Source organism: Mycobacterium sp. NPDC003323, from assembly GCF_053589535.1.
Genome location: NZ_JBSFSB010000003.1, coordinates 274,875 through 289,822 on the forward strand (window position 1 = coordinate 274,875; position 14,948 = coordinate 289,822).

The window sequence follows — 14,948 nt, forward strand, 5'->3', positions numbered from 1 at the left end:
GGCCCACACCCGACCTCGGCTACCGCCCCGGATCACCACCTACTACAGTGCATAGTCGAATCGTTCCCCCCGTGCAGGAGGCTCCAGTGGTCGCAGTGAACCGCTCCAACGCGCGCGCGTCCCGACTGGCCGCCGGCGCCCTGATCGCCGGTCTCGCCCTCACCGGCTGCAGCGCCGGTCAGATCTCCCAGAGCGCCAATCAGCAGCCCGCCGTCAACGGCACCGTCGACAACGTCGGAAACATCGCGCTGCGCAACGTCTTCCTGCGCGCGCCGCAGACCACCGACTACGTCCGCCCGGGCACCGAGGTCGAGTTGATCTTCGCCGCGGCCAACAACTCCACCGATGTCGCCGACAAGCTGCTGTCGGTCACCTCCGAGGTCGGCACCGTCACGCTCAGCGGCGACGCCGTCGTCCCGGCCGGCGGCCTGCTGATGGTCGGCCAGCCCGACGACCCGATGGAACTGGCCGTCGCCGAGCGCGAGAACGAGGTGACCGCCGAGGTGACCCTCACCGAGCCGATCACCAACGGTCTGATGTACGACTTCACCTTCAACTTCCAGAACGCCGGCGCCACGACGTTGGCGGTGCCGATCTCGGCCGGCGAGGAACCGCGCCGCGACGGTGACCCGGTCGTCAGCGGTGGACACGGTGGTGGACACGGCGAGGGCGGCGGCCACTGAATCTGACGTTCTGTCAGATGTGACGGCTACCGTCATGACGTGGCTTCGAAAGTACGTTCGCAATTCCGGTGTTCCGAGTGCAATCACGTCACGCCCAAATGGGTGGGACGGTGCTCGGACTGCGGCACCTGGGGCACCGTCGACGAAGTCGTCGCGCTCTCCTCGCTGAACGCCCACTCCACCCGCCGGGCCGTGGCGCCCTCCTCCCCCGCGGTACCGATCACCTCAATCGATCCCGGGGTGACGCGCCATCTGCCGACCGGGGTGTCCGAACTGGACCGCGTGCTCGGCGGTGGACTGGTGCCGGGTTCGGTGTGCCTGCTGGCCGGTGATCCCGGCATCGGGAAGTCCACCCTGCTGCTGGAGGTGGCGCATCGCTGGGCCCGCACCGGCCGCCGCGCGCTGTACCTGTCCGGGGAGGAATCCGCCGGGCAGATCAGGCTGCGCGCCGAGCGCACCGGGTGCACCCATGACGAGATGTACCTGGCCGCCGAGTCCGACCTGCAGACCGCGCTCGGCCACATCGAGGCGGTCCGGCCCACCCTGGTGGTGGTCGATTCGGTGCAGACCATGTCCAGCGCGGAGGCCGATGGTGTCACCGGCGGGGTGACCCAGGTCCGCGCGGTGACCACCGCGCTCACCTCGTACGCGAAGGCGGCAGGCCCCGACGGTGTCGCGCTGCTGCTGGTCGGGCACGTCACCAAGGAAGGGGCCATCGCGGGACCCCGCTCGCTGGAGCATCTGGTCGACGTGGTGCTGCACTTCGAGGGTGACCGGACCTCGGCGCTGCGGATGGTGCGCGGGGTGAAGAACCGGTTCGGCGCGGCCGACGAGGTCGGGTGTTTCCTGATGCACGACAACGGGATCGAATGTGTGGCCGACCCGTCGGGGTTGTTCCGGGATGAGCGTTCGGCCCCGGTCTCGGGAACGGCGGTGACGGTCACCCTGGACGGCAAGCGCCCGCTCATCGGGGAGGTGCAGGCGCTCATCGGCGCCGAGAAGACCGGCAGCCCACGACGCGCGGTCAGCGGTATCGACTCCGCGCGCGCCGCGATGATCACCGCCGTGTTGGAGAAACGCGTCAAACTGCCGCTGGGACAGCACGACATCTACGTCTCCACCGTCGGCGGTATGCGACTGACCGACCCGTCGTCGGATCTGGCGGTGGCGGTGGCGATCGCATCGGCCTATACCGATATCGCGATGCCCGCCACCGCGATCGCGATCGGCGAGGTGGGTTTGGCCGGCGATCTGCGCCGGGTCAGCGGGATGGATCGCAGGCTCGCCGAGGCGGCCCGGCTGGGTTTCACCCATGCCGTCGTGCCGCCCGGGGTCAAGGATGTGCCGGCCGGGCTGACGCTGACGGTCGCCGACGACATCACCACGGCATTGCGGCGGCTGCGCTCGATCGACGACAATGGCCCCCGATAAGGAGGCGCGATGGCGGTGAAATCCAGGGGCAACCGCAGCGTGGTGCATCTGGCCCGGCCGACGTTGCGCGAGACGCTGGGGCGCCTGGCGCCGGGCACCGCCCTGCGCGACGGTCTGGAACGCATCCTGCGCGGCCGTACCGGCGCCCTGATCGTGCTGGGCTACGACGACAGCGTCGAGGCCATCTGCGACGGTGGGTTCTCCCTGGACGTGCTGTACGCGCCGACGCGGCTGCGTGAGCTGTCGAAGATGGACGGGGCGGTGGTGCTGTCCACCGACGGCACCCGGATCCTGCGGGCCAACGTCCAGCTGGTGCCCGATCCCTCGATCCCGACCGACGAGTCGGGCACCCGGCACCGCTCGGCCGAACGCACCGCGGTGCAGACCGGTTATCCCGTCATCTCGGTCAGCCACTCGATGAGCATCGTGACGGTGTACGCCGCCGGGGAACGCCACGTCGTCCCGGACACCCCGACCATCCTGTCGCGGGCCAACCAGACGATCGCCACCCTGGAGCGTTACAAATCGCGTCTCGACGAGGTCAACCGGCAGCTCTCCACCGCCGAGATCGAGGACTTCGTGACGCTGCGCGATGTCATGACGGTGGCGCAGCGCCTGGAGATGGTGCGCCGAATCAGCCTGGAGATCGACGCCGATGTCGTCGAGTTGGGCACCGACGGCCGTCAGCTCAAGCTGCAGCTCGAGGAGCTGGTGGGCGACAACGACACAGCCCGCGAACTGATCGTGCGCGACTACCACGCCAACCCCGACCCGCCGAGTGCGGCGCAGGTCAGCGCGACGCTGGAGGAACTGGACTCGCTGTCGGACAACGAACTGCTGGACTTCACGACGCTGGCGCGAGTGTTCGGTTACCCGTCCACGCTGGAGGCGCAGGATTCGGCGATGAGCTCACGCGGGTACCGGGCGATGGCCGGCATCCCGCGCCTGCAGTTCGCCCACGTCGACCTGCTGGTGCGTTCGTTCGGTTCGCTGCAGGGCGTGCTGGCGGCCAGCGCCACGGATCTGCAGTCGGTGGACGGTATCGGTTCGATGTGGGCCCGCCACATCCGCGAGGGCCTGTCCCAGTTGGCCGAGTCGACGATCGCCGACCAGCTGGCCTGACGTCAGTTGCCCGGGGCCGCGCCGCTGCCATCGTGCGGCAGGGCGTCCGCCGGCGGCGGCGCATCGGCGGGCGCCGGCGGGGCCGCCTCGGCCATGATGAACGGCACCGTGGCCGAGCGCAGGTTGCCCAACTGCACCACCAGGTTGTAGGTGCCGGGGCCGATCGCCTCGCGCGGCAGCGGGCAGTTCGGGGCCGAACCCATCCCGGTCCAGGTGACCTCGGTGGTGACCTGCTCGCCCGGCGCGAACTCCTTGACCAGCGTCTCGTTGGACGGGGCGCAGTCCAGGTTCGACCACAGCCGGTTGTTGTCCAGCGAGTAGACGTAGGCGGCCAGCACCGCGGCGCCGACATCGCGCTTGCAGGCGACCAGGCCGATGTTGGTGACGACCATGGTGAACTTGGGCTGATCGCCCATGACGTAATCGGGTGCGCTGGTGATTCCCTTGACCGCCAGCGTGGAGTCCGGGCAGTCCTCACCGGCCTGCAGCACCGGCGGCGGAACGACCGCGGTGGTCGGCGTCGGCACCGGCGGTGGCGCGGCCTGTGCCGGCGGCACGACCGGGGTCTTCACGCCCGGCTCCTCACCCGGTAACGGGGTGGGTGCGGCGGCGGTCGGCGTCGCCTCGGCCGACTGCTCGGCGGCGGTGGGCTCGGACCCGCCGGTCATCGACACGACGATCGCGACGATGCCGGCCACGAGTACGATGACCACGACCGCAACCCCTATTGCCAGCGCTCTGCGTCGCCGGTAGATCTCCGGTGGCAGCGGGCGGTGCGGTTCGGTGTCTAGCACGACCTCAACGGTAAGCCGCGGTCAGGTCAGGTTGTCCGAGGCGGATCGGCGTGTCTTCTGTGACCTTCCTCAGATCATTTCGTGATCTGCGGCGGTCGGGTCAGACCTCGCCGATGTCGCCGAGGTGATTGCGCAGCTGTACCCGGCCGTCGGCCAGGTGGTAGGTCAGGCCGACGATGGCCAGCTCACCCGAGCGGACGCGGTCGGCGATGACGGTGGACCGCGCCATCAGCTGCGAGGCGGTCTCCTCGACGTGGCGGGCCTCGAACTCGTCGACCCGGCTCAGGCCGTCACGGCGGCCCGCCAGAATCGACGGCATGACGCGCTCGACGATGTCGCGGATGTAGCCACCCGGGATCTCACCGTCGTCCAGGGCGTTCAGGGTGGCCTTCACCGCGCCGCAGCTGTCGTGGCCGAGGATGGCGATCAGCGGGACGTTGAGCACGCCGACGGCGTATTCGATCGAGCCGAGCACCGCGGAGTCGATGACGTGACCCGCCGTGCGGACCACGAACATGTCGCCGAGGCCCTGGTCGAAGATGAGCTCGGCGGCCACCCGGCTGTCACCGCAGCCGAACAGCACCGCGGTGGGCTTCTGCGCCTCGGTCAGCCGGGCCCGGTCTTCGATGCCCTGGCTGGGATGCTCGGGCTGGCCGGCGACGAAGCGCTCGTTACCCTCTTTGAGTGCCTTCCACGCGGAGATCGGATTCGAGTTCGGCATGACGAGAAGTATGCCCCAGTCCGAATACGGCATCGACCCGGATGACCTGCTGGCCTGGTTCGACACCGCCGAACGCGATCTGCCGTGGCGCCGGCCGGGTGTGACGGCCTGGCAGATCCTGGTCAGTGAGTTCATGCTGCAGCAGACCCCGGTCAGCCGGGTGGAGCCGATCTGGCTGGACTGGGTGGCGCGCTGGCCGACGCCGTCGGCAACTGCTGCGGCCGGGCCGGCCGAGGTGCTGCGGGCCTGGGGCAAGCTCGGCTATCCGCGCCGCGCCAAACGGCTGCACGAGTGCGCGACGGTGATCGCCGCCGAGTACGACGATGTGGTGCCCGACGATGTCGAGACCCTGCTGACCCTGCCCGGTATCGGCGCCTACACCGCACGGGCGGTCGCGTGCTTCGCCTATCGGCAACGGGTCCCGGTGGTGGACACCAATGTGCGCCGGGTGGTGTCGCGGGTGGTGCACGGCTGCGCCGAGGCCCCGGCCAGCACTCGCGATCTGGCCGAGGTGGCCGCCCTGCTGCCCGAAGGTGCTGCGGCGCCGCGGTTTTCGGCGGCGCTGATGGAGCTCGGGGCGATCGTGTGCACCGCGCGCAACCCGCGCTGCGGGTTGTGTCCGCTGCCCGCGTGCCGGTGGAAGTCAGCGGGCCACCCGCCGGCGACCACTCCGGCGCGCCGGGTGCAGCGTTATGCCGGCACCGATCGTCAGGCCCGCGGGCGATTGTTGGACGTGCTGCGCGCCAGCGCGGCGCCGGTGACGCGAGCCCAGCTCGATGTGGCCTGGTTGTCCGATACCGCCCAGCGCGACCGCGCGCTGGATTCGCTGCTGACCGACGGTCTGGTGGAGCAGACCGCGGCGGGGTTGTTCGCGCTCGCGGGCGAGGGTGACTAGGCGCTCTCCTCGCACGAGTCGCAGGAGAACCGGCGACGGTAATCCGACGGTGTCACCCCGATGATCCGCCGGAAGTGGTGGCGCAACAGCGTCGCGGTGCCGAATCCGCAGCGGTCGGCGACCCGGTCGATGTCCAGGTCGGTCTCCTCGAGCAGTCGGCGCGCGTAGAGCACCCGCTGATCTGTCACCCACTGCATCGGGGTGCGCCCGGTCTCGTCGACGAAGCGGCGGGCGAAGGTGCGCGCCGACATGTTCGCCCGCGCGGCGAGCGAGGCCACCGTGTGCGGCTTGTCCAGATTGGCCAGAATCCAGTCCAGTTGCGGGGCAAAGCCTTCGGAGTAGCGAGCCGGAATGGGCTGATCGATGTACTGGCGCTGACCGCCGTCGCGCTGTGGCGGGACCACCATCCGGCGGGCGATCTTGTTGGTGACCTCGGCGCCCAACTCGCGGCGCACCAGGTGCAGGCAGGCATCGATACCGGCCGCGGTGCCCGCACTGGTGATCAGGTTGCCGTCGTCGACGAACAGCACGTTGCGGTCGACCCGTGCGGTCGGGTGCGCGGCGGCCAGGTCGTCGGCGTGCATCCAATGCGTGGTGCACGGCCGGCCGTCGAGCAGTCCGGCCGCACCGGCCAGGAAGGCGCCCGAGCAGACCGTCAGCACGGTCGACCCGGAGTCGACGGCGCGGCGCACCGCATCCAGCGCCTCGGGTAGGTAGTCGGATCCGCTGATGGCGGGGATCGCCACCAGGTCGGCGCCGGTCAGCTCGTCCAGGCCGTGGTCGGGAGTCAGCGTCGCGCCCACCGAGGTGCGGATGGGCTCGCCGGCCCGCGGTCCGCACACCTTGAAATCGAAGTTCGGCACCCCGTCGGCGGATCGGTCGATGCCGAACACCTCGCAGATCACGCCGAACTCGAAAATCGCTAGACCGTCCAGCACCAGCACCGATACGCTCGATATCGCCATGGCAGCATTTTATCTCAAGGTGTCATTCCTGCCACTGTTGGCTGGATATTTATCAACGGAGTATTACTGCCATGACCACAGCACTGATCACCCTCGCCATACTCGCGCCGTTCCTGTTGGGCGCGTTCCTGATCCGCGCCGCCCACCGCCAGGGCATCCTGCGGTTGTCCCTGGATCAGTTCCGCATCGCCGCACCACTGGCCGGTAGCTTCCACGCCGAGGACCGCGACGGGCTGCGCACCCAGCACGAACTCGACGCCATCCGCAGCCGGTTCTCCGAGCACCCCGTCTGGCCCGCCTCAAGCGCCTCCGGCGAGCGTCGTTAGAAAGCCGTGTACGGCGTCGCGATAGGCGTCGGGAGCATCATCGTGGATCAGATGTCCCGCCCCCGGCACCTGCAGATAGGTTGTGCGGTAACCCGTTTCATGCATCTGGCGCATCTGCCCCGGCGGTGCCACGGTGCCGCCGGCCTCCAGCAGCAGCACCGGGGCGCGCACATCGCGCCACTGTTGCCAGTAGTCGCGGGTGCCCCACTGCGCGGCGATCTCGATCCATCGATCGGTGTGACCGTGCAGCCGCCAGCCGGTCGGGGTCCGATCGAAGGCCTCCAAGAAGTACTGCCCGGCCACCGGGCCGAACTCCCGGTACACCTGCTCGGCCGCATCGAACTCGACCGGCAGGGCGCGCAGCCACGGCTCCCACGGCCCGGTGGTGCGGCCGCGGAAGTCCGGCGCCATGTCCTCGACGACGACGGCCGTCACCAGATCCGGGCGCTGCGCGGCCAGACACCACGAGTGCAGGCCGCCCATCGAATGCCCGATCAGCGTCACCGGGCAGCCGAGTCCGGCCACCGCGTCGCCCAGATCCTGCACGAAACGCTCCGTGCTGACGGGGTACGGATCGGCGACATCGCGACCCCGGTGCCACGGCGCGTCGTAGGTGTACACCGTCCCCAGCGCGGTCAGCCACGGCAGTTGACGCGACCAGGTGCTGCCGCGTCCCATCAGCCCGTGCACCAGGACCAGCGGCGCACCGGTGCCACCGCGCGCGGTCAAAAGATCGCTTCGCATGCCGACATCCTGCCGGGGGCCGGCCCGGGTAGCCTCATGCACATGCCCGTCGTGAAGATCAATGCCATCGAGGTCCCGGCCGACGCAGGCCCGGAACTGGAGAAGCGGTTCGCACATCGCGCCCACGCCGTCGACAACCAGCCCGGTTTCCTCGGCTTCCAGCTGCTGCGCCCAGTCAAGGGCGAGGACCGCTATTTCGTGGTGACGCAGTGGGAGTCCGAAGAGGCGTTCCAGGCCTGGGCCCAGGGCCCCGCCGTGGAGGCGCACGCCGGCCAGCAGAACAAGCCGGTCGCCACCGGTGCCTCACTGCTGGAGTTCGAGGTTGTGTTGGACGTTGCGGGGACCGGTAAGTAACACGCCGCGGCGCGCGCTGCAGATAGCCGCCCTGGCCACCGCTGCCGTCCTCGCGGCATCCGGCTGCGCCCACACCGGCCCGCCGGTGGCCGATGCGGCGTACGGCATGCACATCGAGACCAACACCCCGCAGGGGCTGCGCGCCAAGCAACTGCTGGACATGGTCAACTCCGACTGGCCGATCGGGGTCGTGCCGGTGGCCACGCTGGCCGCGCCGCAACAGGTGGAATACGTCGCCGGGGCGATGGACCGGCTCTGGGCCGACCGCCCCATCACCGTCACCGCCATGTCACTGGGCGCCGGGCAGGCCACCCTGCACGTGCGCAATTCCTACGGCATCGAGCAGATGATCGAGATGCGCACCGGTGCGGGCGGTCTCGTCGACCGCTTCGAGGTCACCGTCGACAAACCCCGGATCCGGCAGTGGTCGGATGTGGACGCCGCGATCGCCCGCTCCGGTGCCGCCTACGCCTATCAGGTGTCCAAGGTCGACGACGGCAAGTGCGTGCAGGTCGCGGGCACCGACGTCGACAAGTCCATGCCGCTGGCGTCGATCTTCAAGCTGTACGTGCTGCTCGCGCTCGCCGATGCGGTCCACGCCGGAACCGTCGACTGGGACGAGCGGTTGACCATCACCAAGGCGGACAAGGCCGTCGGCTCGGCGGGCTTCGACGAGCTCGAGCCCGGATCCACGGTATCGGTGAGAGATGCTGCGCAGCAGATGATCTCGGCGAGCGACAATATGGCCACCGACATGTTGATGGCCCGCCTCGGTCCCGGCGCGGTGGAACGGGCGCTGGTCACCGCAGGCCATCACGACCCGTCGAAGATGACGCCTTTCCCCACCGCGCACGAGTTGTTCTCCATCGGCTGGGGCAAGCCCGATGTGCGCGCCGAGTGGAAAAACGCGTCCCCGCAGCGCCGCGCGCAGATGCTCGCGGACACCAGAGCCCTTCCCTACGAACCGGATCCGATGCTCACCCGGGTCCCGGCCTCGCCGTACGGCATCGAGTGGTACGGCACCCCGATGGACATCTGCCGGGTGCACGCCGCGCTGCAGGCCGCCGCGACCGGGCCGGCGGCACCGGTACGCGACATCCTGTCGGCCACCCCCGGCATCGAACTCGACGAATCCCGGTGGGGCTATGTCGGCGCCAAGGGCGGCAACCTGCCCGGCGACCTCACGTTCAGCTGGTACGCCGAGGACCGCACCGGGCAGGGTTGGGTGGTCAGCTATCAGCTCAACTGGCCGCAGTATCGCAGCCTGACCGCGGCGACCTGGTTGCTGTCGGTCGCCACCGAGTCATTCGGTCTGATCCCGGTGGGCAGCTGACCACATCGCCGACTCATGCGCATACCGCGATGTATGCTCGCCCTGCTGCGGCGTTCGGGAACCCGGTGTGAAACCGGGGCGGCCCTCGCCACTGTAAACGGGAAGTCGGCGTCCATCGGTGCCACTGCTCGCACGTCGTGCGGGCGGGAAGGCGGACTCCGGCGTTGCGGACCACCACGGTGGTCCGGTGGACCCGTGAGCCAGGAGACCGGCCGCAGCACCGATATCGATGCCCACGAGGTGCTGGGCGGAAAGGCACGTCAGACATATGCACATCGCAGAGGGATTCCTACCTGCGGCGCACGCGATCGGATGGACCGTCGCGTCGGCCCCATTCGTCGTCTACGGCGCCCGACAGGTCGTCGTCACCGTCAGGAAGCACCCGTCCGCGGGTCCGCTGCTGGCCGCGGTCGGCGCGTTCTCGTTCGTCATGTCGGCCATCAAGTTGCCGTCGGTGACGGGCTCCAGCTCGCATCCGACCGGCACGGGCCTGGGCACGGCGATCTTCAGACCACCCGTGATGGCGTTCCTGGGCACCATCGTGCTGCTGTTCCAGGCGCTGCTGCTGGCCCACGGCGGCATCACCACCCTCGGCGCGAACGCGTTCTCGATGGCGATCGCCGGACCGTGGGCCGGTTTCGGCGTCTTCTACCTGCTGCGCAAGGCCGGGGTGGGCGTGTTGCCGGCGGTGTTCGCGCTGGCCTTCGTCGCCGACCTGTTCACCTACATCGTCACCAGCTTCCAGCTGGCCCTGGCCTTCCCGGCCGCCGAAGGCGGTTTCGGGGAGAGCTTCGCCGAGTTCATGGCCGTCTTCGCGGCCACCCAAGTACCGCTGGCCATCGTCGAGGGCCTGGTCACCGTCGTCGTGGTGCGGGTGCTGATGCAGGTGGCGTCCTCGGAACTGGTGCGGCTGGGCTTCCTGCGGCGCGCCGACATGCCGGCCGGCGCCGATGACGAACTGCCCGTCGGCGATCGCAAGGAGGTCTGAACGTGAGCACCGCCAACACCACCTCGACCGGGCGCTCGGTCGTGATGATGACGATCGCGCTGCTGGGGCTGGCCGCAATCATCACCATCGGCTCGCTGCTGTACGGCTACTCGCAGGACTCCGACGCGGAGTTCGGTGGCGCCGACGGACAGGCCGAGGAAGTGATCACCGAGATCCACGCGGACTACGAGCCGTGGTTCTCCCCGCTGGTCGGCGAACTGCCCGGCGAGGTCGAATCCGGTCTGTTCGCCATCCAGGCCGGTGCGGGTGGTCTGATCCTGGGTGCTGCGATCGGCTGGTACGCCGGCCGGCACCGGGGACGGAAAGAAGCGGCCACCGCCCAGCGGTAAGCCGCCCGCGTGAATCCGCTCGAGATCAGCGCCGCCCAGAACCGGTGGGCGCGTGACCCCGCCGCCGAGAAACTGTTCCTGTTCGCGGGGTTGCTGCTGTGCGCGATGGTGCTGCCACCGCGCACGGCAGCACCGCTGGTTCTCGCCGCAACCGCGGTGGTGACGCTGGTGCTGGCCCGGGTGCGGGTGCGGTTGTTCCTGCTGGTGTTGCTCGGTCCGGTGCTGTTCATCGCGATCGGGTCGGTGCCCATCGCGGTCAGCCTGCGCGGCGGAGCGCACCTGGAACCCGGCGGTGTGGATCTGGCCGTGGACACCGCGCTGCGCTCGATGGCGGCCTCGGCGGCCACCATCGGACTGGCGTTGACGACGTTGATGGCAGACCTGCTGGACCTGGCGCGCCGCGCCGGGGTGCCCGCCCCGCTGTGCCATGTCGCCGACCTGACCTATCGGCTGGTGGGGATCCTGGTGCAGTCGGCGCGCAGCGCCCGCGAGGCGGTCGGGCTGCGATTGGGATTGCGCAATCCGCGGGATGCCATCGCGGCCATCGGCTCGCAGACCGCGCTGATCTTCGTCCGCGCGACCGACCGGGCCCGGGCGATGTCGGAGGCGATGTCGCTGCGCGCCGAACCCGGCTGCACCGCCGTCCTCACCGCCGACCGGCCGGTGCGTCCGGCCCGGCTGGCGCTGTCCACCGCGTTGCTTGCTGTGATTGCGGTCGTATCCCTGCTGTCCTGGAGACTCTGGAATGGATGAGGTCCTCGCCCTGGCCGGTGTCGGGTTCAGCTACCCGCGGGGACCGCGGGTGCTCGACGGTGTCGACCTCTCGTTGCGGCCCGGGCAACGGATCGCGCTGCTGGGCGCCAACGGCTCCGGTAAGACGACGTTGTTGCGGATCCTGGTGGGTCTGACCGAGCCGACCGCGGGTCATGTCCGCCTCGACGGCACCGTCCTGACCCGGTCACGCGCCGACCGGACCCGGCTGCGCAGCCGGGTGCAGATGGTCCTGCAGGAACCCGACGACCAGATCGTCGCCGCGACCGTGCGGGCCGACGTCTCGTTCGGCCCGGCCAATCTCGGCCTGGGCCGGGCCGAGGTGATCGACCGGGTCGACGAGGCGATGCACGCGCTGGGTATCGCCGATCTGGCCGACCGGACCCCGAATCTGCTCTCCTTCGGGCAGCGCAAGCGGGTGGCGATCGCCGGGGCGGTCGCCATGCGGCCGCGGGTGCTGCTGCTCGACGAGGCCACCGCCGGATTGGACCCGCGGGCGGTCGAGGATCTGCTGGCCACGCTGAGCGCGCTGGCCGATGGCGGCACGGCGATCGTCCTGGCGACCCACGAGGTCGACGTGGCGTGGACCTGGTCGCAGGAAAGCCTGGTCCTGGGCGCGACGGGGTTGTCGCGCGGCTGCACCCACGAGTTGCTGCTGGACGAGGCGGTGCTCACCGGCGCGCGGCTGGGCATCGGGTGGGGCGCGGCCGTCTCGCGCACGCTGGGTCGCATCGTGACCCGACCCGATCAGCTCTGACCGGCACGCAAAACGGGCGGCCACCCTGTGTCAGGTGACCGCCCGTCTCACGGTGTGCGCTATTCGGCGACCGTGGCCGCCAGGTCCGCGTCCTCGGTGGACCCGGCCGACTTGGGCCGACCGGAGAAGGTGAACTTCGCGTTCTCGCCGGCGCCCTCGCCGTCCCAGCCCTCGACGTCGACGGTGACGATCTGGCCCGGTCCGACCTCTTCGAAGAGGATCTTCTCGGACAGCTGGTCCTCGATCTCGCGCTGGATGGTGCGGCGCAACGGCCGGGCACCCAGCACCGGATCGAAACCGCGCTTGGCCAACAGCGCCTTGGCCTGATCGGTGAGCTCCATCTCCATGTCCTTGGCCCGCAGCTGATTGCCGACCCGGCCGATCATCAGATCGACCATCTCGATGATCTCGTTCTGCGTCAGCTGGTGGAACACGATGATGTCGTCGATGCGGTTGAGGAACTCCGGACGGAAGTGCTTCTTCAGCTCGTCGTGAACCTTGAGCTTCATCCGCTCGTAGTTGTTCTCGCCGCCGCCCTGGGTGAAGCCCAGCCCGACCGCCTTGCTGATGTCGGAGGTGCCCAGGTTCGAGGTGAAGATCAGCACGGTGTTCTTGAAGTCGACCGTGCGGCCCTGACCGTCGGTGAGGCGACCGTCCTCCAGGACTTGCAACAGGGTGTTGTAGATCTCCTGGTGGGCCTTCTCGATCTCGTCGAACAGCACCACGCTGAACGGCTTGCGGCGCACCTTCTCGGTGAGCTGGCCGCCCTCCTCGTAGCCGACGTAGCCCGGAGGCGCACCGAACAGCCGCGAGGCGGTGAAGCGGTCGTGGAACTCGCCCATGTCGATCTGGATGAGCGCGTCGTCGTCGCCGAACAGGAAGTTCGCCAGCGCCTTGGACAGCTCGGTCTTACCGACACCGGACGGACCGGCGAAGATGAACGAGCCGGACGGACGCTTGGGATCCTTCAGGCCGGCACGGGTGCGGCGGATCGCCTTGGAGACGGCCTTGACGGCATCCTCCTGGCCGATGATCCGCTTGTGCAGTTCCTCTTCCATGCGCAGCAGGCGCGTGGTCTCGGCCTCGGTCAGCTTGAACACCGGGATACCGGTCCAGTTGCCCAGCACCTCGGCGATCTGCTCGTCGTCGACCTCGGCCACGACGTCCAGATCACCCGAGCGCCACTGCTTCTCCCGCTCGGCACGCTGACCGACCAGCTGCTTCTCGCGGTCGCGCAGGTTGGCGGCCTTCTCGAAGTCCTGCGCGTCGATCGCGGACTCCTTCTCCCGGCGGGCGTCGGCGATCTTCTCGTCGAACTCGCGCAGGTCCGGCGGAGCCGTCATCCGGCGGATACGCATCCGGGCGCCGGCCTCGTCGATCAGGTCGATGGCCTTGTCCGGCAGGAACCGGTCGTTGATGTACCGGTCGGCCAGGGTCGCCGCGGCGACCAGCGCACCGTCGGTGATCGAGACGCGGTGATGGGCCTCGTAGCGGTCGCGCAGACCCTTGAGGATCTCGATGGTGTGCTCGACGGTCGGCTCGCCCACCTGCACCGGCTGGAAGCGGCGCTCCAGGGCGGCGTCCTTCTCGATGTACTTGCGGTACTCGTCGAGCGTGGTCGCGCCGATGGTCTGCAGCTCACCGCGGGCCAGCTTGGGCTTCAGGATGCTGGCGGCGTCGATCGCGCCCTCGGCGGCACCGGCACCGACGAGCGTGTGCAGCTCGTCGATGAACAGGATGATGTCGCCGCGGGTGTTGATCTCCTTGAGCACCTTCTTCAGGCGCTCCTCGAAATCACCGCGGTAGCGGCTGCCGGCCACCAGCGAACCCAGGTCCAGGGTGTAGAGCTGCTTGTCCTTCAGCGTCTCGGGGACCTCGCCGTGCACGATGGCCTGCGCCAGGCCCTCGACGACGGCGGTCTTGCCGACACCGGGCTCACCGATCAGCACCGGGTTGTTCTTGGTGCGCCGGCTCAGCACCTGCATGACCCGCTCGATTTCCTTCTCACGGCCGATGACCGGATCGAGCTTGCCCTCCATGGCGGCGGCGGTCAGGTTGCGGCCGAACTGGTCGAGGACCAGCGAGGTCGACGGGTTGCCGGATTCGCCTCCGCGGCCTCCGGTGCCCGCCTCGGCGGCCTCCTTGCCCTGGTAGCCGCTCAGCAGCTGGATCACCTGCTGGCGCACCCGGGTCAGTTCGGCGCCGAGCTTGACCAGGACCTGAGCGGCCACGCCCTCACCCTCGCGGATCAGGCCGAGCAGGATGTGCTCGGTGCCGATGTAGTTGTGGCCGAGCTGCAGGGCCTCCCGAAGCGAGAGTTCCAGCACCTTCTTGGCGCGCGGGGTGAACGGGATGTGGCCCGACGGGGCCTGCTGTCCCTGGCCGATGATCTCTTCGACCTGGCTGCGCACACCCTCCAGGGAGATGCCCAGCGACTCGAGCGACTTGGCCGCTACGCCCTCACCTTCGTGAATGAGGCCCAGCAGGATGTGCTCGGTGCCGATGTAGTTGTGGTTCAGCATCCGGGCTTCTTCCTGAGCCAGGACGACGACCCGACGGGCACGGTCGGTAAATCGTTCGAACATCCGTGGTTACCTGCTCTTCCTCACGTAGGTCGGCAACGTGCGCTGTACAACTCGCCGCACCTGCCATCCACTCTAGTGGGCTGGGCCCATAGCTGCCCCGCTGGTGCCAAGCCCACATGGCGGGGTCGA

General features: G+C 69.2%; 16 protein-coding genes and 1 riboswitch. Of the genes, 11 read left to right on the plus strand and 5 right to left on the minus strand.

Going from position 1 to position 14,948, the window contains the following annotated elements:
* Positions 1-95: 95 nt before the first annotated feature.
* Genes ACWDUN_RS10935 through disA form a run of 3 tightly spaced genes read left to right on the plus strand, consistent with a single transcriptional unit; the run spans position 96 to position 3,236 of the window.
* Complete coding sequence (locus ACWDUN_RS10935) at positions 96-683, plus strand: hypothetical protein (protein WP_449928814.1); 588 nt, start codon at positions 96-98, stop codon at positions 681-683.
* Positions 684-722: 39 nt separating this feature from the next.
* Positions 723-2,114, plus strand: a complete 1,392-nt coding sequence (radA, locus tag ACWDUN_RS10940; protein ID WP_449928336.1) for a DNA repair protein RadA — start codon at positions 723-725, stop codon at positions 2,112-2,114.
* Between the two features lie 42 nt (positions 2,115-2,156).
* On the plus strand, positions 2,157-3,236 hold the full coding sequence (gene disA / locus ACWDUN_RS10945) for a DNA integrity scanning diadenylate cyclase DisA (RefSeq protein ID WP_449928815.1): 1,080 nt from the start codon (positions 2,157-2,159) through the stop codon (positions 3,234-3,236).
* 2 nt (positions 3,237-3,238) lie between these two features.
* Here the strand turns inward: disA and ACWDUN_RS10950 are convergent, their stop codons facing one another.
* Together ACWDUN_RS10950 and ACWDUN_RS10955 are read right to left on the minus strand one after the other, a co-directional pair.
* Complete coding sequence (locus ACWDUN_RS10950; RefSeq protein WP_449928338.1) at positions 3,239-4,030, minus strand: hypothetical protein; 792 nt, start codon at positions 4,028-4,030, stop codon at positions 3,239-3,241.
* 100 nt (positions 4,031-4,130) lie between these two features.
* A complete protein-coding gene (locus ACWDUN_RS10955) occupies positions 4,131-4,751 on the minus strand; it encodes a carbonic anhydrase (RefSeq protein WP_449928340.1) in 621 nt (206 codons plus the stop codon).
* Between the two features lie 10 nt (positions 4,752-4,761).
* Between ACWDUN_RS10955 and ACWDUN_RS10960 the strand changes: the two genes are divergently transcribed.
* Positions 4,762-5,646 (plus strand): A/G-specific adenine glycosylase, encoded by an 885-nt coding sequence (locus ACWDUN_RS10960; protein WP_449928342.1) that lies wholly within the window; start codon positions 4,762-4,764, stop codon positions 5,644-5,646.
* On the opposite strand, the gene ACWDUN_RS10965 is transcribed toward ACWDUN_RS10960, so the two are convergent.
* A complete protein-coding gene (locus ACWDUN_RS10965; protein WP_449928344.1) occupies positions 5,643-6,611 on the minus strand; it encodes a GlxA family transcriptional regulator in 969 nt (322 codons plus the stop codon). The genes ACWDUN_RS10960 and ACWDUN_RS10965 overlap by 4 nt on opposite strands.
* Positions 6,612-6,682: 71 nt before the next feature.
* Between ACWDUN_RS10965 and ACWDUN_RS10970 the strand changes: the two genes are divergently transcribed.
* Entirely contained in the window at positions 6,683-6,937 is a 255-nt protein-coding gene (locus ACWDUN_RS10970) for a hypothetical protein (RefSeq protein ID WP_449928346.1), read from the plus strand.
* Here the strand turns inward: ACWDUN_RS10970 and ACWDUN_RS10975 are convergent.
* Complete coding sequence (locus ACWDUN_RS10975; protein ID WP_449928347.1) at positions 6,911-7,681, minus strand: alpha/beta fold hydrolase; 771 nt, start codon at positions 7,679-7,681, stop codon at positions 6,911-6,913. The genes ACWDUN_RS10970 and ACWDUN_RS10975 overlap by 27 nt on opposite strands.
* A 42-nt stretch (positions 7,682-7,723) precedes the next feature.
* Between ACWDUN_RS10975 and mhuD the strand changes: the two genes are divergently transcribed.
* From mhuD to ACWDUN_RS11005, 6 genes are all read left to right on the plus strand, one after another.
* The gene (gene mhuD, locus ACWDUN_RS10980; protein WP_449928348.1) at positions 7,724-8,035 is read left to right on the plus strand and encodes a mycobilin-forming heme oxygenase MhuD; all 312 of its coding nucleotides are present in this window, start codon (positions 7,724-7,726) and stop codon (positions 8,033-8,035) included.
* Positions 8,016-9,368, plus strand: coding sequence for a serine hydrolase (locus ACWDUN_RS10985; protein WP_449928349.1), 1,353 nt, complete (start codon positions 8,016-8,018; stop codon positions 9,366-9,368). Before mhuD ends, ACWDUN_RS10985 begins: the two co-directional genes overlap by 20 nt.
* Before the next feature lie 31 nt (positions 9,369-9,399).
* Positions 9,400-9,599: riboswitch (cobalamin riboswitch) on the plus strand.
* 37 nt (positions 9,600-9,636) lie between these two features.
* Positions 9,637-10,356, plus strand: a complete 720-nt coding sequence (locus ACWDUN_RS10990) for an energy-coupling factor ABC transporter permease (RefSeq protein WP_449928351.1) — start codon at positions 9,637-9,639, stop codon at positions 10,354-10,356.
* A gap of 2 nt (positions 10,357-10,358) precedes the next feature.
* Positions 10,359-10,706, plus strand: a complete 348-nt coding sequence (locus tag ACWDUN_RS10995; RefSeq protein ID WP_449928353.1) for an energy-coupling factor ABC transporter substrate-binding protein — start codon at positions 10,359-10,361, stop codon at positions 10,704-10,706.
* A 9-nt stretch (positions 10,707-10,715) separates the two neighbouring features.
* Entirely contained in the window at positions 10,716-11,459 is a 744-nt protein-coding gene (locus ACWDUN_RS11000) for a CbiQ family ECF transporter T component (protein ID WP_449928355.1), read from the plus strand.
* Positions 11,452-12,234 (plus strand): energy-coupling factor ABC transporter ATP-binding protein, encoded by a 783-nt coding sequence (locus tag ACWDUN_RS11005; RefSeq protein WP_449928357.1) that lies wholly within the window; start codon positions 11,452-11,454, stop codon positions 12,232-12,234. Before ACWDUN_RS11000 ends, ACWDUN_RS11005 begins: the two co-directional genes overlap by 8 nt.
* Positions 12,235-12,293: 59 nt before the next feature.
* On the opposite strand, the gene clpC1 is transcribed toward ACWDUN_RS11005, so the two are convergent.
* Positions 12,294-14,819: an ATP-dependent protease ATP-binding subunit ClpC gene (clpC1, locus tag ACWDUN_RS11010; protein ID WP_449928359.1), complete on the minus strand. Its 2,526-nt coding sequence runs from the start codon at positions 14,817-14,819 to the stop codon at positions 12,294-12,296.
* Positions 14,820-14,948: the final 129 nt, after the last annotated feature.

Coding starts and splice junctions, on each gene's coding strand:
- mhuD (WP_449928348.1), top strand. CDS start 7,724: ATGCCCGTCGTGAAGATCAATGCCATCGAGGTCCCGGCCGACGCAGGC.
- ACWDUN_RS10975 (WP_449928347.1), bottom strand. CDS start 7,681: ATGCGAAGCGATCTTTTGACCGCGCGCGGTGGCACCGGTGCGCCGCTG.
- ACWDUN_RS10960 (WP_449928342.1), top strand. CDS start 4,762: ATGCCCCAGTCCGAATACGGCATCGACCCGGATGACCTGCTGGCCTGG.
- ACWDUN_RS10965 (WP_449928344.1), bottom strand. CDS start 6,611: ATGGCGATATCGAGCGTATCGGTGCTGGTGCTGGACGGTCTAGCGATT.
- ACWDUN_RS11005 (WP_449928357.1), top strand. CDS start 11,452: ATGGATGAGGTCCTCGCCCTGGCCGGTGTCGGGTTCAGCTACCCGCGG.
- clpC1 (WP_449928359.1), bottom strand. CDS start 14,819: ATGTTCGAACGATTTACCGACCGTGCCCGTCGGGTCGTCGTCCTGGCT.
- ACWDUN_RS10990 (WP_449928351.1), top strand. CDS start 9,637: ATGCACATCGCAGAGGGATTCCTACCTGCGGCGCACGCGATCGGATGG.
- ACWDUN_RS10955 (WP_449928340.1), bottom strand. CDS start 4,751: ATGCCGAACTCGAATCCGATCTCCGCGTGGAAGGCACTCAAAGAGGGT.
- ACWDUN_RS10970 (WP_449928346.1), top strand. CDS start 6,683: ATGACCACAGCACTGATCACCCTCGCCATACTCGCGCCGTTCCTGTTG.